This window comes from Streptomyces sp. HUAS CB01 (assembly GCF_030406905.1).
GTDB classification, from domain to species: Bacteria; Actinomycetota; Actinomycetes; order Streptomycetales; family Streptomycetaceae; genus Streptomyces; species Streptomyces chengbuensis.
On record NZ_CP129137.1, the window covers coordinates 6,576,776 to 6,596,330 of the forward strand.

Genomic DNA, 19,555 nt, shown 5'->3' on the forward strand with positions numbered 1-19,555 from the left:
TGGAGCGTCACCTGGAGACCTCCGGCCGCACGCTCTCGCCGTGACCCAGCCGGTGCACCGCCACCTCCGGCACCAGACGGGCCGCCCTGCGCACGAACTCGTCGCCCGGGGAGTGGAACTCGTGCGGTCTGACCGCGTCCATCCCGATCGGCCAGTACGTGCCGTAGTGCACCGGCACCGCCGAGCGCGGGGCGAGCGCCGCCAGCGCGCGGGCGGCGCGGTCCGGGTCCAGATGGCCGTGCCCCAGGAACGGCCCCCAGCCGCCGACCGGCAGCAACGCCACGTCCACCGGACCGACCGCGGCCGCCATGCCGTCGAACAGTCCGGTGTCACCGGCGAAGTAGGTCCGGGCCGCGCCGTGGATGACGAAGCCCAGCGCGGGGGAGCGGTGCGGCCCGACCGGCAGCCGCCGCCCGTCGTGCGCCGCCGGAACGGCCCGTAGGCGCAGGTCCGCCACGGCCACCTCGTCGCCCGGTGCCACCTCCACGATCCGCAGGCCGCGGAGTCTGCGCAGCCCGGGGACCGCACGGGGGGCGCCGCGGGGCACGATCAGCCGGGTGCCGGGGGCGAGCCGGGCCAGCGAAGGCAGATGCAGATGGTCGGAGTGCAGGTGGGAGACGACCACGGCGTCGGCGACGGCTGCCTCTGCCGGCGGCAGTTGTCCCCGCCGCCGGCGCAGATGCGCGAGCCTGCCGACGAACAGCGGGTCGGTGAGCACCCGGACCCCCGAGTCCTCGACCGTGCAGGTGGCGTGACCCCACCAGGTGACCTCGACCGCCACGCACCGCCTCCTCGCCGGCGACCCGGCCCGGTCCGCCCCTCGGCGGGCCGGCCGCCGTCCTCGGTACGAGCGTAGGCGCTCGGGGGTCCGGCGGTCTCCCGCGCGCCCCGAAGTGCGCCTCCCCCGCGCGGCCGTACCCGAGTAGGGTCGGGCCACGACAGCCGAGGCGGGGGGAAGGGTCCATGACAGGCGCAGGGGACGGTGTGCGGGTGGCGGCCATCGCGAGCCTGACCCCGCTGGAGGAGCTCGACAGCGACCCCTTCCTCGTCGACACCCGCAGCCAGCACGCGATGTGCGCCCGATGGGCGGCGGACCAGGGGTACGTGGTCGCCCGCGAGCTGCTGTTCTACCGGCTGCGTCCCGACCACTGCGTGCTCTGGGCCGACGTCGAGGCGGGCCTCGTCGACCTTTTCGTCGCCCCGAACGAGCGGGTGCTGGCGCGCGCCCTGACCTCCGTCCCCGACTTCTCCGCCGAGTGCGAGCGCCGCGGTGTCCGGCTGGCCACGGCCGGTCTGGACGAGCCGGCGTACGACGCCGCGATGAAGGCGAGCGTCCACCGCCGGCTCTCGATGCCGACAGCGGGCTACAACGGCTGCTGACCGCTCCTCGCTCCGGCAACCGGCCGGGGCCGCGGCGCCCGCCGGCCCGGCGCCCGGGCTGGCCGCGCCATGTGCGGCTCCCGGCCATCGGGCACGGGGCGACCCACCCACGCTTCCGGGCCCCGAGGACAGCTCCCGGCCCCGAGCAAGCCGCCCGGCCGCCCGGGCTCGCACGGGACCCGGCTACGGGGCCCCGGTCCGCGGCCGAGGTCCCGGTGCACGTATCCCGGTGCCGGACCCGTCCGTCCCGGTCCGTGGCCGAAGTCGCGGTGCACGTATCCCGGTGCCGGACCCGTCCGTCCTGGTGGCGGACCGCCGGTCCCGGTCCGCGGCCGAGGTCCCGGTGCACGTATCCCGGTGGCGGATCGCCGGTCCTGGTGCACGGTCCTGGTGGCGGACCGCCGCTCCCGGTGCACGGAACCCGTTCCCGCCGCCGGCCCCGAGCGCACGGAACCCGCTCCCGTCGCGCGCCCCCGTGCCCCCCTGCGGGGGATCCGGGAGGTTCCGGCGTCCGGGTGGCCGGGACGCGTGACACGCTGGACGCAGGCGAGGCGAGAGGCGGTGGCGCGGTGGGCGAACCGCGGGTGGGCGGGGCGCGGTGGAAGGCCGCCGGGGGAGCGCTGCTGCGCGTGATCGTGGTGTGGGCGGTGTCCACCCTGACGCTGCTCGCGCTCGCGGGGATCCTGCCCGACTTCCAGCTCCGGTCCGAGGACGGCGAGAGCATCACGAGGACCGCGGTCACCGCGGCCTGGGGTGCCGGCGCGTTCGGCCTGCTCAGCGCGCTGGTCTGGCCGCTGGTCGTGCGCGCGTTCCTGCTGGTGCCCGCGCTGGTGCTGGGGCTGCTGGTGTTCTTCCTGAACGGTTCGCTGCTGCTGCTCGCCCTGCGGCTGATACCCGACGGGGGCGGTGCCGCCGCGCCCGAGACCGCCGTGGTGGTCGCCGCCGTCATGTCCGCCGTCGCCTCGGCCACCTCGACCGCCCTGGCGGTCCGTGACGACAACGCCTACCGCCGACGGCTGTCGCGCCTCGCCACCCGCCGGCGCCGCAGACGCGGCGGGCCGGCGGACGGCGACGCGCCTCCCGGCACGGTGTTCCTGCAACTCGACGGCGTGGGCCACGCCGTGCTCGTCCGGGCCGTGGAGGACGGGCTGATGCCCACCGTGGCGGGATGGCTCGGCACCTCGCACCGGCTCACCCGTTGGCGCACCGACTGGTCCAGCCAGACGGGCGCCAGCCAGCTCGGCATCCTGCACGGCTCGAACCACGACGTGCCCGGCTTCCGCTGGTACGAGAAGGACACCGGCCGGATCATGGTCAGCAACCGGCCCGCGAGCGCCGTCGAGCTCCAGCGCCGCGCCGTCCTGCGGACCCGGGACGCAGGCCTCCTCAGTCTCGACGGCGCCAGCCGCGGGAACCTCTTCACCGGCGGCGCCGACCAGCTCGCGCTGGTGCTGTCCGTGGCGGCCCGCCGCGGCCGCGCCAACCGCTCACGGGCCGGCTACTTCGCCTACTTCTCGGATCCCGCGAACGCCGTCCGGACCGCGGTGTCGTTCGTGGCGGAGGTCGGCCGCGAGATCGGGCAGTCCGTCCGCTCACGGATGCGGGGCGACCGGCCGCGCACCGGCCGGGGCGGCCTGTACCCGTTCATCCGGGCCTTCGCGACCGTCGTCGAACGGGACGTGGTGGTCGCCGCCGTGATGGGCGACCTGCTCGCCGGGCGCACCACCGTCTACGCCGACCTCGTCGCCTACGACGAGGTCGCCCACCACTCCGGGCCGCACAGCCGCGACGCCGCCAAGGTGCTCGAGCGGATCGACCGTGCCGTCGCCCTGATCGCCAAGGCCGCCGAGCACGCGCCCCGCACCTACCGGATCGTGCTCCTGTCCGACCACGGCCAGAGCCCCGGCGAGACGTTCGAGGGCGCCTACGGGCTGACCCTGAAGGACCTCGTCCGCGCCGGCTGCGGGCTGCCCGTCTCCCGCCGTGCGGGACGCACCAAGAGCGGCGCCGAGGCACGGGACGCGGCCCGGCACGCGCTGCTCGGGGCGCTGCACCGGCCGATGGGCGAGGAGGCGGCAGGGGAGCGGCCCGCTCCCGGCTCGGACCCGATCGTCCTCGCCTCGGGGAACCTGGGCCTGATCTCCTTCCCGGACCTTCCGGGCCGGGCCGGCAGGGAGGACATCGACCGCCGCCACCCGGCGCTCCTGCACACCCTCGCCGGGCACCCCGGTATCGGCTTCCTCCTGGTACGGAGCGAACGGCACGGCTCGGTCGTGCTCGCGCGGGACGGGGCCGGGACCGTGGAGCTTCCGGTGGCCGGACTCGACGGGGCGGGCCCGCTCGCGGTGTTCGGGCCGGGGGCCGCCGAGGCAGTCCGGCGCACCGACGCGTTCCCGCACGTCGCCGACATCATGGTGAACTCCATGTACGACCCCGCCACGGGCCGGGTGCACGCCTTCGAGGCGCAGATCGGTTCGCACGGGGGACTCGGCGGCGAGCAGTCCCTCCCCTTCCTCCTCTCGCCGCGCGAACTGTCGGAACCCGTCCCGGGCGGGGGCGAGCCGACCGGGGCCGAAGAGGTTCACGCGGTGCTGCAGCGCTGGCTGGACGAGTGTCGGGGCGAGCCCTTCGGTCCGCAGGTACCGCTGGATCCGGCGGAGAATCCCCGGTCGCCGGGCCGTCCGGGCGAAGCTTTTCCCGTGAGGGACCCGGTCGTACGGGACGCATCGGACTGATTTGGCGGGGTGCGGAACCGTCCCCGAACATGGTCGGGTTTGCACGGAGAAAGGCGCACCACCCCCATGACCACCACAGTTCCCCGGACCGAACCCACCGTCGCCACCACCGGGGAGACGGCCGGGAAACGCAGCAGGCACGCACGGAGCTTCGGACTCCCCGTCGCGACCGCCCTGGTCATGGGCAACATCATCGGTGGGGGCATCTTCCTGCTGCCCGCCTCGGTCGCCCCCTTCGGCACGGTCAGCCTCGTCGCCTTCGCCGTCCTCACCGTGGGCGCGATCGCGCTCGCAATGGTCTTCGGACGCCTCGCCGCGCGCCATCCGCGTACCGGCGGCCCGTACGTGTACGCCCGGGAGGCGTTCGGCGACTTCGCCGGTTTCCTCGCCGCCTGGTCGTACTGGATCACCGCCTGGGTGTCGAACGCCGCACTCGCCGTGGCGGCCGTCGGCTACCTCGACGTCCTCGTACCCCTGCACGACTCCAAGCCCGCGACCATGGCGGCGGCCCTGCTGCTCCAGTGGCTGCCCGCCCTGGCCAATCTCGCCGGCACCCGTTACGTCGGCGCCGTGCAGCTCGTCGCCACTGTCATGAAGTTCGTGCCGCTGCTGTTCGTGGCCGTCGGCGGACTGTTCTTCTTCGACGCCGACAACCTCGGGCCGTTCGAGGCCAGTGGTTCCGGCGCCGTCGGCGCGATCTCCGCCTCCGCAGCCATCCTGCTCTTCAGCTACCTCGGTGTGGAGTCCGCGGCGGTCAGCGCCGGCGAGGTCCGAGACCCCCGGCGCAACGTCGGACGCGCCACCCTCCTCGGCACCGCGGGCGCCGCCGTGATCTACCTCCTCGGCACCCTCGCGGTCTTCGGCACGGTCGCCCACGACGAGCTCATCGGCTCCACCGCGCCGTTCTCCGACGCCGTCAACGCCATGTTCGGCGGCGCCTGGGGCGGCACGGCCGTGGCGTGCATGGCGCTCGTCTCCATGGTCGGCGCGCTCAACGGCTGGACGCTGCTGAGCGCCCAGACCCCGTACGCGGCCGCCCGGGACGGCCTGTTCCCGGCGTTCTTCGCCCGCAAGCGGCGCGGCGTGCCCACGGCGGGCGTGCTCGTCACCGTCGTCCTGGCCTCTCTGCTGACCGTCTACAACTACACGGCGGGCGCCGACGGGGTGTTCGAGATCCTGGTCCTGATCACGACCTTCACCGCGACCGTGCCCTACCTGCTGTCGACCGCGGCACAGATCCACTACCTGGCCTCGGGCCAGGCCCACCGCATCGACCGGGCCCGGCTCGTGCGCGACGGGGTGCTCGCCTCGGTCGCCGCCGCCTTCTCCCTCTGGCTGGTCGCCGGATCCGGCTACGCCGCCGTCTACCAGGGCGTGCTGTTCCTTTTCGCCGGAGTCCTCGTGTACGCGTGGATGTCCGCGCGGAACCGCCGAACGGCGGCGGGGACCGAGGGTTCGGCCGGTCGGGCGTAGCCCGATAGGGCGGATTCCGGCCGCGGACGGCGCGTCGGGAGCGGTTCGCGGGCACAGCTGGCATGTCCAGGAGGTTGTGCCCGTGAACCGACCCGTGCGCTGTGCCGACCGTGTCGTGCTCGCCGTCCTGATGGCGCTCGTCGCCGTACTGGGGACCCGGGCGGGCGCCACGGCCGTCACCCCGCCCGGCGCGGATCGCCCGCCGGCCTCCGTGCCCGCCGATCCGGCGGGAGAGGCACCGCAGGACACCTCCGTCACGGAACAGCCTCCGCCCGCCCGGGCGGAAGGGCGGTCCGCACGGGCCTGCGCGCCGACCGAGGACGGGACAGCACGCGACGGCGCCCCCGGCCCGTACCCCCGCGGAGTCGCCGTGTCCGCCGCTCCGCCCCCGCCCCCGGCCTCGAGGTCCGTGGTCCTGCGCTGCTGAGGACCCGTACGGGAACGGCATCTCGTCGTGCCGTCCCTCGCACGGACGTTCACCTTCCTTCGCATCCAAGCGAACACCGAACACCTCGTCCAAGCGCAAGGAGACAGCCATGCCCATCGACCCCCTCGCCGCCGTGAACGCGCTCATCCGTGCCGAGGTCGTCCGCCACGGTCCGGACGACCACCACACCCCCGGAGCGGCCGAACGAGAACCCGAACCTCCCGAGCCCTCCGATTCCCGAGGCCGCGAATCCGGGGCGCACGACGCGCACTGACCCTCGCCGGAGCCGGGCGCGGGGCGCGTGCGCCCCTCGCCCGGCTCCGCGGTCCGTCAGCCCCCCGGTCGCCGCTGCGGCCCGGGAACACCGCGCCCGGCGCGCCGAGTGGATGCGGGCATGGCACCATCGGCGGCATGACTGCCTATCAGGAGCGCCTCGTCGTACCGGTGCGCTGGTGGCTGCTGGCCGGCGTGGCCTGCTGCGCGGTCGCGCTCGCCGTCGCGCCCCTCGGCACCGGCCCGGCGCTGGCCGCCGCGTCGGTCAGCGCCGTGCTCCTGACGGCGGCCCTCCTGGCGTACGGCGCAGCCCGCCTGCGCGTCCAGGACGGTGTACTCATCACCGACGGCCTGGCCGTACGGGTCGAACGCCTCGGCTGGGTCGAGATCCTGGACGAGGCCGAGGCGCTCGAATGGCGTACCTTCCGGGCCGGACCCCACGCCCGCTTCGCCCTGCGCGCGTACATCCCTACGGCGGTCCGGGTCGAGATCGCCGACCCCGGCGTCCCGTACCGCTATGTGTACGTGTCCACCCGGCACCCGCTGAGGGTCGTACGGGCCATCAACGCCGCGAGAGCGGAACAGGCGCCGGTCTGAGCCGCCGAGGTCAAGGGCGGTGGCTCAGACCGGCTCGGGGGCCGCGAGCCGCGGCGCTCCGGGCGCCGCTGCCGTCGGCCCTGCCCGGCGGCCCCCCACCGGGTGGGCACATCGCCGCAGCCGGCTTCCCGCACGGCTGACGTGCTGACGGGCTGACGTGCTGCGCTCGTGCGGCCGGCGGTACCGAGCACCATCCGCACCCTGCCCGTCGTGCCTGGTCCCTGCCTGCCGCGCCCCTTCACCCCCGGCTCCTTCACCCCCGGCTCCTTCACCCCCGGTCCGTCGCCCCTGGTTGCTCCGCTGCCGCCCCCGCGGACGGGAGCCGACGCAACGGCGGGCGCACGCGCGGAGCATGACCTCGCGGGTAATCGACCTCCTCGCGCTGCCCCGGCATCGTGAAGGCACCGGGGCCCGGGCGGCACGCTCCGCCCCGGCAACCGGTCCCCGACCCGTTCCACCACCTCGACGGAGGCTGATCCGCCATGTCCCAGGCCCTGCTCGCCGGTCTCTCCCGCACCACCGACCCGCGGCGTTCGCTGCGTCGCTTCCTCGCCCTCGACGCCGTCGTCACCGGCCTCAACGGGGCGGCCTACCTCGCCGCCCCGGGCCCGCTCGGGCGACTGCTCGGCATCGACGGCACGCTGCTCGCGGCACTGGGCGCGTTCCTCGTCGCAGTGGCGGCGGGCATCGGCCTCCTCGCCTCACGGCCGGAGCCGCCCGCCACCGCCGTCAGGCTCGTCGTCGACGTCAACGCGGCGTGGGCGGTGCTCAGCATCGCCGCGGCCGTGCTCTGGCTGGAGCCCACGACGGCGGGTGCCCTCTGGACACCGGCCCAGGCAGTGACCGTCGGCTGCTTCGCCGCCCTGCAGTGGTCGGCGCTGCGCGCCACGGCTACGGCGTGAGGGACTGCAGGTACTTCACCGTCGCGGGGTCGGCCGGCAGCAGCGTCTCGATGGCCAGCTCCGCGACGGTCACGTCCATCGGCGTGTTGAACGTCGAGATCGACGACACGAACGACAGCACCCGGCCGTCGTGCTCGATCCGCAGGGGCAGGGCGAAGTACGCGTACGGCGCGTCGTCCCCGTTGCCCCCCGCCCCGCCGGCCGCGGCCTCCGGCCCGGCCCCGGCGGGGGTCGCCGCGTACGGGTACGCCGCGACCTCGTCGTACAGCTCCCGCAGCTCCGTCGAGCGGAGCAGGGCGATCTGGCGCTCCATCTGGGCCAGCAGATGCCCGCGCCACTCGGGCAGATTGCGGATCCTCGGGGCGAGGCCCTCCGGGTGGAGGGTGATCCGCATCGCGTTCAGCGGCGGCGTGAGCAGATGCTCCGGAAGGCCGTCCAGGAGCATCGCGATGCCCCGGTTCGCTGCCACCACCGTGTACGTGCCGTCGACCACGAGCGCCGGATACGGCTCGTAGCCGCGCAGCAGCTGCTCCACACCCGCTCGCAGCGCGTCCATCGCCGGGTCGTCGAGCGGTGTCCGCGCGAACCGGGGCGCGTAACCCGCCGCCAGCAGCAGCGCGTTCCGGTCCCGCACCGGCACGTCCAACTGCTCGGCCAGCCGCAGGACCATCTCCTCGCTGGGCCGCGACCTGCCCGTTTCGACGAAGCTGATGTGACGGGCGGAAGAGCCCGCACGCAGCGCCAGCTCGAGCTGGCTCAGCCTGCGCCGCTCCCGCCAGCCGCGCAGTAGTGGCCCTACTCCCGTGTCGGGCGCGACAGTTGTCATGAGGGAACCGTAACGTCGCCGACAGACACATCCGGAGGGAGCTCGCCCATGCCCACAGAGCCGCTGTCCCAGAAGGAGATCGAGGACAGACTGCGTGAACTGCCAGGCTGGTCCCAGGAAGGCGACCGCATCGCCCGCACCTACCGGCTCGGCAACCACTTCGCGGCCACCTCGCTGGTCGTCCACATCGCCCAGATCCAGGAGGAGCTGAACCACCACTCCGATCTGCTCCTCGGGTACAACACGGTCAACCTCACGGTGAACACGCATGCCGCAGGCGGCGCGATCACCGAACACGATTTCGAACTCGCTCATCGGGTCGAAGGCGTTGCCCCCAGCCACGGCGCGAGCTGACCGTGCTGCAGGACGACGAGCCCCGCGACACGGCCGCCGGTGCCGGCCGTGACGCGCGGCTCGACCACGACCTGGAGGCTGCCCTCTACGACGCGGTACGGGGCGGGGTGCACCGAGCGGCGGCGGCCGCCGCGGCGGTGCTTTCCCTCGTCCCCCACCCCGCGCGGTCGCTCCTCGACATCGGCTGCGGCACGGGCCTGGTGACCGAGCGGCTCTCCCGGCCCGGTCTGCGCCTGCTGGGCGCGGACTCCTCGCCCGGCATGGTCAGGGCCGCCGCCGGACGGATCCCGCGCGTCGTCCTCGCGGACGCGCGCCGGCTGCCGCTGCCCGACGCGTCCGTGGACGCGGTGAGCTCGGTGTGGCTGCTGCATCTGGTGCGCGACGCCCGGGCGGTGGTGGCGGAAGCCGCGCGTGTCCTGCGCCCCGGCGGGGTGTTCGTCACCACCGTGGACATGGACGCGGCGCACGGGCCCGGCGACGACATCGAGGCCGTGCTCGCCCCGTACCGGGCCGTGGCGCCGTCCGACCGGGCCGAGCGCGTCGAGGCGTTCGGCGCGGCCCAGGGCCTGGGACCGGCGGGGGAGACCCGCTTCACCGGGCACGGCCAGGGCCGATCACCCCGGCGTACCGCCCAGGCGCTGCTCCGCGGGGAGTACGCCTCCCGCCTGACGGCCCGCGGAGCGGTGGCCGAGAGGCTCGCCGCCGAACTCTGCACGCTCCCCGCCCCGGACGAACCCCGCCCCGAGCCGCGCTACCGGGTCATCGCCCTTCGTCGGGCCGCCGTTGCCTGACAGGTGTCGGCTTTCGGCCGCCGGTTGCAGGGAGCCGTTGCCGCAGTGCGGCGGAGCGCGCCCCGGGGCGCTGCGCCTGGTGCCGGGGGCGGTGCTCCGGCCAGGCCCGGGCGTCGGGGACGCCGGGGTGGAGGCGCGCATCACCAGGACATCGGCGAGCGTCCCGTCGCCGTCCTGACAGGTGTCGGGAGCTGCTGCCGCTGTGCGGGGGTGCGCTCCCGGTGGGCGCTGCGCCGGCCGGGCGGGCCGTGCTCCCGCCCGGTCTCCACGCCGGGCACGCCGGCGGGACAGCCGGCCCGCGCGGGCGCGCCGACGCAGCGTCCGGAACGGGCGTCCCCACGCCGAAGAGCGGTCCGCCGCAGCACGGCCGGCACGCCCGGCCGTCCATGTCGCAGCACGGACGCCCCCGGGCGCCCACGCCCCAGCACGGACGGCGTGCCCGCGGCTCCTCCACGGCGCGGACGACCTCGGCCCGGAGGCCGCAGGGTCTCGGCGGCGGTGAGCAGGGCGCGTCACCGCCGGGTGGGAACCCTGCTGCCGGCCCGGTACGGAGGACGGCGCGGGGGCCGGGGCGTCCCACGCCCCAGCACGGACGGCGTGCCCCCGGGCGTCCCACGCCGCAGCACGGACGGCGTGCCCGCGCGTCCCCCGCCGCGCCGGGCGGCCCCGCCCAGCCCCGCGCGTTTTGCCGGAACGGCAAGAAAACTCGCCATGACGGGCCCCTCCCGCGCACGCTGGCGCCATGAGCCCTCACGACCACGGAACGCCCGCCGGCCACGGATCCGCCGGCGGCCACGCCCACCACGGCCACCACGGTCCCGACACGACGCACATCGACTGGGAGGAGTTCGCCACGCTGCTCGAAGGCGAGGCCGCGCTGAATCTCCCGCTGTACGAGCAGGTCGCGCACTGGGTGCGGGAACAGCTCCCCGCCGGATCGGTGCGCCGCGTCCTCGACATCGGCAGCGGCCCCGGCGCGGTCAGCTGTCTCCTCGCCGAGGTCTTCCCGCAGGCGGAGGTCGTCGCCGTCGACGCCACCCCGGGCCTTCTGGAGCTGGCCCGGGCCCGCGCCGACCGCGCCGGCCTCGGCGAGCGGGTCCGCACCCACGTCGCCGAGCTCCCCGACGGCATCGCCGAGCTGGGCCCGGCGGATCTGGTGTGGGCGAGCGGTTCCCTCCACCACGTGGGCGACCAGCGCGCCGCCCTCACCGGACTGGCCGGGCTGCTCCGTCCCGGCGGGCTGCTCGCCCTCCTCGAAGGCGGCCTGCCGGCGCGCCATCTGCCGCGCGACATCGGCATCGGACGGCCCGGCCTGGAGAGCCGGCTCGAGGCCGCCGCGGCCACCTGGTTCGCCGACATGCGCGCCGCCCTGCCCGGCGCGAAGCCGGAGGTCGAGGACTGGCGCGCCCTGCTCTCCGCGGCCGGACTCACGCCCACCGTCACCCGGTCCTTCCTCCTCGACCTGCCGGCCCCGGTCACCGACGCCGTGCGCGAAGCGCTCGTCTCCGGCCTCTCCTGGCAGCGCGGGGCCCTGGAGGGGCGGCTGGACGCGGACGACGCCGCCGTACTGGAGCGGCTGCTGGACCCGGACGACGAGGAGGGCCTGATGCGCCGCCCGGACTGCTTCATGCTGGCGGCCCGCACCGTGCACACGGCTCGGCGCGGATAGCGGCCCGCACCGTGCACACGGCTCGGCGCGGATAGCGGCCCGCACCGTGCACACGGCTCGGCGCGGACAGCGGCCCGCACCGTGCACACGGCTCGGCGCGGATAGCGGCCCGCACCGTGCACACGGCTCGGCGCGGACAGCGGCCCGCACCGTGCACACGGCTCGGCGCGGACAGCGGCCCGCACCGTGCACGCCGTCCGGCGGGCGCGCCGCGCCCGGTCCCGGGTGTCAGGCGGTGAGAAGCACCCCCGCGTACGCCGCCGTCGCGATCAGCACCCAGGACGTCAGCCCGAGCAGCGCCACCTTCGGGCCGGTGCGGGACAGGGACGGCAGATGGACCGCGCTGCCGAGGCCGAACAGCGCCGCGGCGAGCAGCAGTTCCTGTGCCGTACCGGCCACCGCGAGGACCTGCGCGGGCAGCAGGCCCGTGCTGCGCAGGGCCACCGTCGCGAGGAAGCCCACGACGAACAGCGGGACGAGCGGAGGCCGTCCGGACCGAGGGGCGTCGCGGCCGCGGCGGCGCGCCGAGACGACGAGCACCGCGACCAGCGGGGCCAGCAGCGCCACCCGGAGGAGTTTCACCAGGACCGCCTCGCCCAGCGCCGCCGGTCCGGCCGTCTGCGCGGTGGCCACCACCTGGCCCACGTCGTGGACCCCGGCGCCGACCCACCGCCCGAACTCGGCGTCGGTGAGCCCCAGCGGCCCGTGCAGCAGGGGCAGTACCGCGATGGCGAGGGTGCCGCAGAGCGTCACCAGCGCGACGGAGGTGACCACGTCGTCGTCGTCACTGTCGTGCACCGACCCCACGGCCCCGATCGCGGAGGCCCCGCAGATCGAGTAGCCCGCGGCGATCAGCAGCGGCTGGTCGCCCGGCAGCCCCAGCCTCCGCCCGAGCCACCATGTGCCGCAGAAGGTCGCCGCCACCACGGCCAGCACCATCGCGACCGTCGCCCACCCGAGCCCCAGCACGTCCGCGAGGCTCAGCTTGAGCCCCAGCAGGACGATCCCGGCGCGCATCAGCCGCTTCGTGGCCAGCGTCAGCCCCGGCCGGCAGCGGCCGCGGACCCAGGGGGCCGACCACGGTGCGTGCGCGGCGGCGACTCCCAGGACGACGGCCGCGGTGAGCATCGGCACGGCGGGCGCGGCACGGTGCACCAGCCACGCCGCGGCCACGCCGGCGGCGGCCAGCACCAGCCCCGGAACGGGACCGGCCGGCCGGGCCCGTGCCGTGACGCGCCGGGTCCGGGAGCCCGTGAGGGCCATCACCGGTCGGCAGGCAGGTCGTAGACGCGCCGGATGCTGGTGCCGAGGCGGGCGATGTCGGCGCCGTACACGTGCAGGGACAGGGCCACGTCCGTCCCGGAGTTGCGCACGAGATGGATGTCGCCGGGCGGGGCGAAGGCGGCGACGGTCCCGGCCGGGTTGACCACGTCCCCGGTGGCGACGAGCCGGGCGGCCGCACCGTGCGGCACCAGCCGGTAGCGCCGCTCGTGCTCCTCGCCCCGGTGCACACCCGTCACGCACCACGACACATGGTCGTGGACGGGCGTGCGCTGGCCGGGCAGCCAGACCAGGGCGACCACGGAGAAGCTGCCGTCGTGCTCGGCGTGCAGCACGTGCTGGCGGTAGTTCCCCGGGTCGCCCTCGCACTGCTCGGCGGTCAGCAGATCGGGCCTGCCGAGGTGCGGCAGCAGCTTCTCCGCCACCATGTACGCCGTGGGCTCGGGAGGCAGGCCGCGGTTCACGGTCTCGCGTATCTCCGCCACCAGGGAGCGGAGCCGGGCGGTCGTGGCGGGAGCGGTGACGGTGGCCGGGTTCGCAGTCGTCATGTCCGCAGCGTCCGCCCGCCCGTCCCGGGCGTCCAGGAACGATCGCTTGCAGGGTTCTCAACGTCCGCTTATGGATGGGGAGGAACGGCAACGGACGGGGAGCGGGTACGGCCGTAGCCGGCGGATCCAGGGGTGGAGCGTGCGCCCCAGGGCCGTCCGTAGGGCTCCGCCGCACCCGGCCGCGCCGTTCAGCAGCCGATCTTGCGCTCCGCCACCGCCACGAGACGGTCCAGCACCAGCGCCGTGGCGGGGATGCGCAACTGCTCCCGGAGCGCGTACGCGCCGACCCGGCGGCGGGTGTGCGGTTCCACGATCCGGCCCGTCACCTTGCCGTGGCACAGGAAGGACAGCACGAGCTGCGGCACCACGGCGATGCCCACACCCGACGCCACGAGGCTCTGCATCACGAGGTTGTCGTCCGTGGTGCAGGCGATGTCGGGCGCGAACCCCTCCTCGGCGCAGGCGTGGAGGAAGTTGGCGCGGCAGCGCAGGCACCCCGCGATCCACCGTTCGCCGGCGAGATCGGCCAGCCGGACCGCCCGCCGTCTCGCCAGCGGGTGCCCGGTGGGCAGCAGCACCGTCAGCGGGTCCTCCAGCAGCGGCACCTCGGCCAGCTCGTCCGGGACCTCGGCGGTGTGGCCGGGATAGCTGAAGGCCAGGGCGATGTCGCAGTCGCCCCGGGCCACCAGCCGCAGGGACTCGGGAGGTTCGCTCTCGGTCAACTCGATGCGGATGCCCGGGTGTTCGGCCGCGATGGCGGCCATCGTCTCGGGGATGAGGGTCGCACAGGCGCTGGGGAACGCGCATACGCGCACCCGCCCCGCGCGCAGTCGGGCGATGGCGTCGATCTGCTGCTGCGCAGCCGACAGGCTGTCGAGGATCGTCCCGGTGTGCCGGGTCAGCGCCTCTCCGGCCTCGGTGAGCCTGATGCCGCGGCCGACCCGGGTGAACAGGGGAGTGCCGACATCCCGCTCCAGCGCCTTCATCTGCTGGCTCACCGCGGGCTGGGTGTAGCCGAGCGAACGGGCGGCCGCCGAGTACGAGCCGGTCCTGACCACCTCGTGGAAAGTCCTGATGTACCGGGAATCGAACACGGCAGAAAGCATAAGCAGAATTTGGGTGCCCACAGGCGCCGAATGCCGGTCGTCCACGGCGGGTCAGGGCCCGCGGAGGAGCGGCGCGCCCGTCCCGTGGAAAAGCGGCAGGAGGCCGGACCGCGCCGGACGTGCCCGCCCTGCCGGACGCGCGGCCGCCGTGGAGGCGGCCGCGCCGGGCCCGGATCCCCCGTACCGCCGGGGTGTCAGGCGCCCATGGCGAACGTGGCCGGGTCGGGGCCGAGGCGCCGGTTCTCGTCCAGGGCGGCGAACGCCGCGAGGTCGTCGTCGTCCAGCTCGAAGCCGAAGACGTCGATGTTCTCCCGGATCCGCGACGGCGTCACGGACTTGGGGATCACGACGTTGCCGAGCTGCAGATGCCAGCGGAGCACGACCTGCGCCGGGGTCTTCCCGTGCTTCTGCGCGACCGCGACGATCGTCGGAACCTCCAGCAGGCCGCGGCCCGAGCCGAGCGGCGACCACGCCTCGGTGGCGATGCCGTGCTTGGCGTGGAAGGTCCGCGACTCGGTCTGCTGCAGTTGCGGGTGCAGCTCGATCTGATTCACGGCAGGGACGGCCGAGGTCTCGCCGATCAGCCGCTCCAGGTGCTCGGGAAGGAAGTTGGAGACGCCGATGGCCCGGGCGCGGCCCTCGGCGAGAATGGTCTCGAACGCCTTGTACGTGTCCACGTACGCGTTCTTGGACGGCACCGGCCAGTGGATCAGGTACAGGTCCACGTAGTCGAGGCCGAGTCGGGAGAGCGAGGCGTCGAAGGCGCGGAGCGTGGAGTCGTAGCCCTGGTCGCCGTTCCAGAGCTTGGTGGTGACGAACAGCTCCTCGCGGGGGATCCCGGCGGCCGCGACGGCCTTGCCGGTGCCCTTCTCGTTCTCGTAGACGGCAGCCGTGTCGATGCTGCGGTAACCGGCCTCCAGGGCCGCGCCGACGGCCTTCGCCGCCTCGTCGTCCGGCACCTGCCACACGCCGAAGCCGAGCTGCGGCATGGCGACGCCGTTGTTGAGGGTGATGGAGGGGACCTTGCTCACGAGCGGTCGATCCTTACGTCGGTCGGGTGTTGCTTCCATGGTCAACGATCATCTCGGCGGTCGCATTCCCGATGAGGGAACGCCGGCCGCCGCGGACCGCTCCCGCGCGGGCTTGGCCGAAACCGTTGACCGGCGGTGCGCCGGCCGCGACTCTATTGCACATCGCTGAACGTGGTACATGAATGTGAACGCCGCGGTTCCGTCCCTGTCCCTGCGCTCCCGGCCGGGACGGCTCCTGCCCCCTCCCAGGAAGGCAGGCCCCGCCATGCACCACCCCGAACCGTCATCGCGGCCGCGGCGGCCGCACGCAGCCTCGCGCCGGACCGTGCTGTGCGCCCGTTCCGCCGTCGCCGGCGGAACGGCCTCGGCGCCGCCGGCCGGCAACTGCGCTGGTCGCCCTCCGCACGGACCGACGGGCTGAGGGCCTTCGAGACCATCGAGGACGACCGGGCCGGCTCGCACCCCGCCGGCAACCCCCGCATCCGCGCCGAGGGCGACGACTGGCGTCCCACGATGCACACGGTGGACCGGGACACCGGCCCGGACCGCCGGCGCCAGGAGGCGACCGGCTGCCGGTGCAGTCGCTGCGCCGGGTGAACGGGGCGCAGACGATCGAGCTCAAGCTCTTCGGGTCCGACACCCTCGTCGGCCGGACCGGCCTGGAACCGCTGCACGACAGATGGATCGACGTGGACTTCCGGATCGGGATCGGCAACGGCCCGGCCGGTTCGGTCCGCTGGATCGTGAAGAGCGGCGGTACGACCGTCGTCGACGGGTCGAGGGGCGTCGTCGACACCTTCCTCGCCGACCGGGTCCGCCCCGAGTGGGGCATCCACCGCTTCCTCGGCGACAGTTCGGGCTCGCTCCAGTACTGCCACCTGCTGCTCACGGGTCTGCGGGCCTGTCAACCCGTGTGACCCGGTGCGGCGCCGCACCGGACGACAACCCGTGTCGCGCGCCTCAGCGGTACAGCGCGTCCACCTCGGTCGCGTACGCCGTCTCGATCGCCTTGCGCTTCAGCTTCAGCGACGGCGTCAGCAGCCCGTGCTCCTCGCTGAACGGATGCGCCAGTATCCGGAAGGTACGGATGGACTCGGCCTGCGACACCAGGGTGTTGGCGGCCACCACCGCCCGGCGGATCTCCATCTCCAGGTCCGGGTCGCGCACGAGGTCCCCCGGTTTCATCGGCGGCCGGTTGCGCATCGCGAGCCAGTGCTCGACGGACTCGTGGTCCACGGTGACCAGCGCCGCGATGTAGGGGCGGTCGTTGCCGACGACGATGCACTGGGCCACCAGGGGGTGGGCCCGCACCCGCTCCTCCAGCCCGATCGGCGACACGCTCTTGCCGCCCGAGGTCACCAGGATCTCCTTCTTCCGCCCGGTGATCGTCAGATAGCCGTCCTCGTCCAGCGCCCCCAGGTCGCCGGTGGCCAGCCAGCCGTCCTTGAGGACGGCGTCCGTCGCCTTGGGGTCGTTGAGATAACCGGAGAAGACCTGCGGCCCGTGCAGCCACACCTCGCCGTCCTCGGCGATGTGGACCGTCGTGCCGGGGATCGGCTGCCCGACCGTGCCGTACTTGGTGCGCTCCGGGGGGTTGGCGGTGGCGGCGGCGGAGGACTCCGTCAGCCCGAAGCCCTCGAAGACGGTGACGCCGGCGCCCGCGAAGAACAGCCCGAGTCTGCGGTCCATGGCCGAACCGCCGGACATCGCGTGCCGTACCCGGCCGCCCAGGGCCTCGCGGACCTTGGTGTACACGACCTTCTCGAAGAACTGGTGCTGCAGGCGCAGGCTCGCCGACGGGCCGGGGCCGAGACCGAAGGCGCGGTGTTCCACGGCCTCCGCGTACCGCACCGCCACGTCCACGGCCTTGTCGAACGGACCGGACTTGCCCGCGGCCTCCGCCTTCCGCCGGGCGGCGTTGAAGACCTTCTCGAAGATGTAGGGGACGGCCAGGACGAACGTCGGCCGGAACGAGGCGAGGTCGGCGATCAGGGCGGTCGCCTGGAGCACCGGCTGGTGGCCCAGCTTGACCCTGCCGAGGATCGCCGCCACCTCCACCATCCGGCCGAAGACGTGCGCGAGCGGCAGGAAGAGCAGCGTCGCGGCCTCGTCGCCCGGCTTGGAGTGGAAGACGGGCTCCCAGCGGCCGACGAGCGTCTCGGTCTCGTACATGAAGTTGGCGTGGGTGAGCACGCACCCCTTGGGCCGGCCGGTGGTCCCGGAGGTGTAGATCACCGTGGCGACGGACTCCGGGGTCACGGCCCTGCGGTGCCGGTGCACCACGTCGTCGTCGATGTGCTCGCCCGCCGCGACGAGTTCGTCTACGGCGCCCTTGTCGAGCTGCCAGAGCCGCTTGAGGTGCGGCAGCCGGTCGATGACGGAGCCGATCGTCATCGCGTGGTCCTCGTGCTCCACCATGCAGGCCGAGACCTCGGCGTCGTGCATCATCCACAGGACCTGCTCGGCGGACGAGGTGGGGTAGACGGGTACGGACTGGGCGCCCACCGCCCACAGCGCGAAGTCGAACAGCGTCCACTCGTACCGGGTGCGGCACATGATCGCGACGCGGTCGCCGAACCGCACCCCGTGGGCGAGCAGTCCCTTGGCGAGCGCCAGCACCTCGTCCCGGAACTCGGCGGACGTCACGTCGTGCCAGTCGCCGTCCTCGTCCTTGCGGCCCAGGGCGACCCGGCCGGGGTCGGTCCGGGCGTGGTCGAACACGGCATCCGCCAGCCCGCCGACAGGGGGTGCCGTCGCCAAGGGGGGAACCGTGAACTCACGCAATGACCTGCTCCTTGTGGCGCTCCGCACAGCGCCGGTGACGGTACCCCACCGGGCGTTCGTGCGGGAGGGCCTTCAGTAACTCGGCACATTTCGCATCGACGCTGGTCAGCCGCATGAATTCGGCCAACCCTGGTGTGGGCAGGCCGGGTTCTGACCGAAGAGTAAGTGACACCCGCAAGAATCTGCACCGAATCTGTACGCGGTGAACACGCCCCGGTCTGCCTTCTGTGTCCGTTTTGGGGGTCCGCGGCCGGAGTTCGGCCGTACCCGCCCGGACCCGGCTTCCGTGACCGGGCCCCGGCTTCCGTGAACCGGCTCCGGCTCCGCGGCCCTGCCCCGGCTCCAGGCGCCCGCCCGGGCCTCCCCGGCCAGGCGCCCGGCCGGGCTCCGGCTTCCGCCGCGCGGCCCGCTCCGGACGCCGCCGTCAGCGGGTGCCGTCGGCCGGGCGGGGCCGCCGGTCGACGCCGGCGAGGATCGCGGCGGCGAGCGCGTCCGCCGCCTGCTGGGTGCCGCGGCGCGCACCGGCCCGGTGGCCGTGCAGCAGCACGAAGTCCACGTCCCCCAGGTCCGGCAGCCCCGCGCGGGCCGTCACCGGCGCAAGTCCCGCCGGGATCAGCCCGCGGGTATGGGCCATCACGCCCAGCCCCGCGCGTGCCGCCGCGACCAGTGCGCTCAGGCTCCCGCTGGTGCAGGCGATGCGCCACGGGCGGCCGTGCGCCTCCAGCACCTCCAGGGCCCGGGCCCGCGTGATGCCCGGCGGCGGGAACACGATCAGCGGCACCGGCCGGTCCGGGTCCAGCCGAAGCTGCGGGGCGCCGATCCAGGTGAGCGCGTCCTGCCAGACCAGCTCGCCGTGGGTGCCGCCGGTGCGGCGCTTGGCGAGGACGAGGTCGAGCCGGCCCGCCTCCAGTTGCTCGTGCAGCGTGCCGGACAGCTCGACGGTCAGCTCCAGGTCGACCTCGGGATGGTCGCGCCGGAACGACTCCAGGATCTCGGGGAGCCGGGTCAGGACGAAGTCCTCGGAGGCACCGAAGCGGAGCCGGCCCCGCAGACGGGTTCCCGTGAAGAAGGCGGCCGCCCGTTCGTGCGCCTCCAGGATGGTCCGTGCGAAGCCGAGCATCGCCTCGCCGTCCTCCGTGAGCTCCACGCCGTGGGTGTCCCGGGTGAACAGCTGCCGCCCCGCCGCCTCCTCGAGGCGCCGCACGTGCTGGCTGACCGTCGACTGCCGCACGCCCAGCCGGCGGGCCGCCTGGGTGAAGCTGAGTGTCTGCGCCACGGCGAGGAACGTGCGCAGCTGACCGGGGTCGTACACGCCGCCCATTCTAGCCGCTCATCGCGAATCGTGATGACAGTAAGTGCGGTGTACGGGATTCCCGAT

Annotated in this window: 18 protein-coding genes and 1 pseudogene; 11 read left to right on the plus strand and 8 right to left on the minus strand. The window is 74.4% G+C overall.

Annotated features, from left to right (window positions below):
• Positions 1 to 7: 7 nt before the first annotated feature.
• Positions 8 to 781: an MBL fold metallo-hydrolase gene (locus tag QRN89_RS28905; RefSeq protein ID WP_290352351.1), complete on the minus strand. Its 774-nt coding sequence runs from the start codon at positions 779 to 781 to the stop codon at positions 8 to 10.
• A 182-nt stretch (positions 782 to 963) separates the two neighbouring features.
• On the opposite strand from QRN89_RS28905, the gene QRN89_RS28910 reads away from it, so the two are divergent.
• The 7 genes from QRN89_RS28910 (at position 964) to QRN89_RS28940 (ending at position 7,787) form a co-directional block, all read left to right on the plus strand.
• Positions 964 to 1,380: a recombinase family protein gene (locus tag QRN89_RS28910; protein WP_290352353.1), complete on the plus strand. Its 417-nt coding sequence runs from the start codon at positions 964 to 966 to the stop codon at positions 1,378 to 1,380.
• Positions 1,381 to 1,964: 584 nt separating this feature from the next.
• Entirely contained in the window at positions 1,965 to 4,115 is a 2,151-nt protein-coding gene (locus tag QRN89_RS28915; protein WP_290353903.1) for a phage holin family protein, read from the plus strand.
• Between the two features lie 66 nt (positions 4,116 to 4,181).
• Positions 4,182 to 5,588: an amino acid permease gene (locus QRN89_RS28920; RefSeq protein WP_290352355.1), complete on the plus strand. Its 1,407-nt coding sequence runs from the start codon at positions 4,182 to 4,184 to the stop codon at positions 5,586 to 5,588.
• Positions 5,589 to 5,670: 82 nt separating this feature from the next.
• Positions 5,671 to 6,015: a hypothetical protein gene (locus QRN89_RS28925; RefSeq protein ID WP_290352357.1), complete on the plus strand. Its 345-nt coding sequence runs from the start codon at positions 5,671 to 5,673 to the stop codon at positions 6,013 to 6,015.
• A gap of 109 nt (positions 6,016 to 6,124) precedes the next feature.
• Positions 6,125 to 6,289, plus strand: a complete 165-nt coding sequence (locus QRN89_RS28930) for a hypothetical protein (protein ID WP_290352359.1) — start codon at positions 6,125 to 6,127, stop codon at positions 6,287 to 6,289.
• 137 nt (positions 6,290 to 6,426) lie between these two features.
• Positions 6,427 to 6,885 carry a DUF3093 family protein gene (locus QRN89_RS28935; RefSeq protein WP_290352360.1) on the plus strand — a complete coding sequence of 153 codons (459 nt, stop codon included), beginning with the start codon at positions 6,427 to 6,429 and terminating at the stop codon, positions 6,883 to 6,885.
• 482 nt (positions 6,886 to 7,367) lie between these two features.
• Complete coding sequence (locus QRN89_RS28940; RefSeq protein WP_290352362.1) at positions 7,368 to 7,787, plus strand: hypothetical protein; 420 nt, start codon at positions 7,368 to 7,370, stop codon at positions 7,785 to 7,787.
• Here QRN89_RS28940 and QRN89_RS28945 read toward each other — a convergent pair.
• Complete coding sequence (locus QRN89_RS28945; protein WP_290352363.1) at positions 7,777 to 8,613, minus strand: helix-turn-helix domain-containing protein; 837 nt, start codon at positions 8,611 to 8,613, stop codon at positions 7,777 to 7,779. The two genes, QRN89_RS28940 and QRN89_RS28945, sit on opposite strands and share 11 nt — an antisense overlap.
• 48 nt (positions 8,614 to 8,661) lie before the next feature.
• Here QRN89_RS28945 and QRN89_RS28950 point away from each other — a divergent pair, with 48 nt between their 5' ends.
• From QRN89_RS28950 to QRN89_RS28960, 3 genes are all read left to right on the plus strand, one after another.
• Positions 8,662 to 8,967, plus strand: a complete 306-nt coding sequence (locus QRN89_RS28950) for a 4a-hydroxytetrahydrobiopterin dehydratase (RefSeq protein WP_290352364.1) — start codon at positions 8,662 to 8,664, stop codon at positions 8,965 to 8,967.
• A 2-nt stretch (positions 8,968 to 8,969) separates the two neighbouring features.
• Positions 8,970 to 9,758, plus strand: a complete 789-nt coding sequence (locus QRN89_RS28955; protein WP_290352365.1) for a class I SAM-dependent methyltransferase — start codon at positions 8,970 to 8,972, stop codon at positions 9,756 to 9,758.
• A gap of 742 nt (positions 9,759 to 10,500) precedes the next feature.
• Positions 10,501 to 11,427 carry a class I SAM-dependent methyltransferase gene (locus QRN89_RS28960; protein WP_290352366.1) on the plus strand — a complete coding sequence of 309 codons (927 nt, stop codon included), beginning with the start codon at positions 10,501 to 10,503 and terminating at the stop codon, positions 11,425 to 11,427.
• Between the two features lie 228 nt (positions 11,428 to 11,655).
• On the opposite strand, the gene QRN89_RS28965 is transcribed toward QRN89_RS28960, so the two are convergent.
• The 4 genes from QRN89_RS28965 to QRN89_RS28980 form a co-directional block, all read right to left on the minus strand.
• Positions 11,656 to 12,690 (minus strand): YeiH family protein, encoded by a 1,035-nt coding sequence (locus tag QRN89_RS28965; RefSeq protein ID WP_290352367.1) that lies wholly within the window; start codon positions 12,688 to 12,690, stop codon positions 11,656 to 11,658.
• Entirely contained in the window at positions 12,690 to 13,256 is a 567-nt protein-coding gene (locus tag QRN89_RS28970; RefSeq protein ID WP_290352368.1) for a cysteine dioxygenase family protein, read from the minus strand. The genes QRN89_RS28965 and QRN89_RS28970 overlap by 1 nt, the downstream gene beginning before the upstream one ends.
• Before the next feature lie 188 nt (positions 13,257 to 13,444).
• A complete protein-coding gene (locus tag QRN89_RS28975) occupies positions 13,445 to 14,350 on the minus strand; it encodes a LysR family transcriptional regulator (protein WP_290352369.1) in 906 nt (301 codons plus the stop codon).
• Positions 14,351 to 14,556: 206 nt separating this feature from the next.
• A complete protein-coding gene (locus QRN89_RS28980) occupies positions 14,557 to 15,393 on the minus strand; it encodes an aldo/keto reductase (RefSeq protein ID WP_290352370.1) in 837 nt (278 codons plus the stop codon).
• 330 nt (positions 15,394 to 15,723) lie between these two features.
• Between QRN89_RS28980 and QRN89_RS28985 the strand changes: the two are divergent.
• Positions 15,724 to 16,310: pseudogene (locus QRN89_RS28985) on the plus strand (Tat pathway signal sequence domain protein).
• 43 nt (positions 16,311 to 16,353) lie between these two features.
• On the opposite strand, the gene QRN89_RS28990 reads toward QRN89_RS28985, so the two are convergent.
• Both QRN89_RS28990 and QRN89_RS28995 read right to left on the minus strand, forming a co-directional pair.
• A complete protein-coding gene (locus QRN89_RS28990; protein ID WP_290352371.1) occupies positions 16,354 to 18,153 on the minus strand; it encodes an AMP-dependent synthetase/ligase in 1,800 nt (599 codons plus the stop codon).
• A 448-nt stretch (positions 18,154 to 18,601) separates the two neighbouring features.
• Entirely contained in the window at positions 18,602 to 19,498 is an 897-nt protein-coding gene (locus QRN89_RS28995; protein WP_290352372.1) for a LysR substrate-binding domain-containing protein, read from the minus strand.
• Positions 19,499 to 19,555: the final 57 nt, after the last annotated feature.

Excerpts from the sequence above, each read along its gene's own strand:
- QRN89_RS28995 (WP_290352372.1), bottom strand. The coding sequence starts at position 19,498 with ATGGGCGGCGTGTACGACCCCGGTCAGCTGCGCACGTTCCTCGCCGTG.
- QRN89_RS28945 (WP_290352363.1), bottom strand. The coding sequence starts at position 8,613 with ATGACAACTGTCGCGCCCGACACGGGAGTAGGGCCACTACTGCGCGGC.
- QRN89_RS28965 (WP_290352367.1), bottom strand. The coding sequence starts at position 12,690 with ATGGCCCTCACGGGCTCCCGGACCCGGCGCGTCACGGCACGGGCCCGG.
- QRN89_RS28920 (WP_290352355.1), top strand. The coding sequence starts at position 4,182 with ATGACCACCACAGTTCCCCGGACCGAACCCACCGTCGCCACCACCGGG.
- QRN89_RS28950 (WP_290352364.1), top strand. The coding sequence starts at position 8,662 with ATGCCCACAGAGCCGCTGTCCCAGAAGGAGATCGAGGACAGACTGCGT.
- QRN89_RS28935 (WP_290352360.1), top strand. The coding sequence starts at position 6,427 with ATGACTGCCTATCAGGAGCGCCTCGTCGTACCGGTGCGCTGGTGGCTG.
- QRN89_RS28960 (WP_290352366.1), top strand. The coding sequence starts at position 10,501 with ATGAGCCCTCACGACCACGGAACGCCCGCCGGCCACGGATCCGCCGGC.
- QRN89_RS28930 (WP_290352359.1), top strand. The coding sequence starts at position 6,125 with ATGCCCATCGACCCCCTCGCCGCCGTGAACGCGCTCATCCGTGCCGAG.
- QRN89_RS28910 (WP_290352353.1), top strand. The coding sequence starts at position 964 with ATGACAGGCGCAGGGGACGGTGTGCGGGTGGCGGCCATCGCGAGCCTG.
- QRN89_RS28970 (WP_290352368.1), bottom strand. The coding sequence starts at position 13,256 with ATGACGACTGCGAACCCGGCCACCGTCACCGCTCCCGCCACGACCGCC.
- QRN89_RS28940 (WP_290352362.1), top strand. The coding sequence starts at position 7,368 with ATGTCCCAGGCCCTGCTCGCCGGTCTCTCCCGCACCACCGACCCGCGG.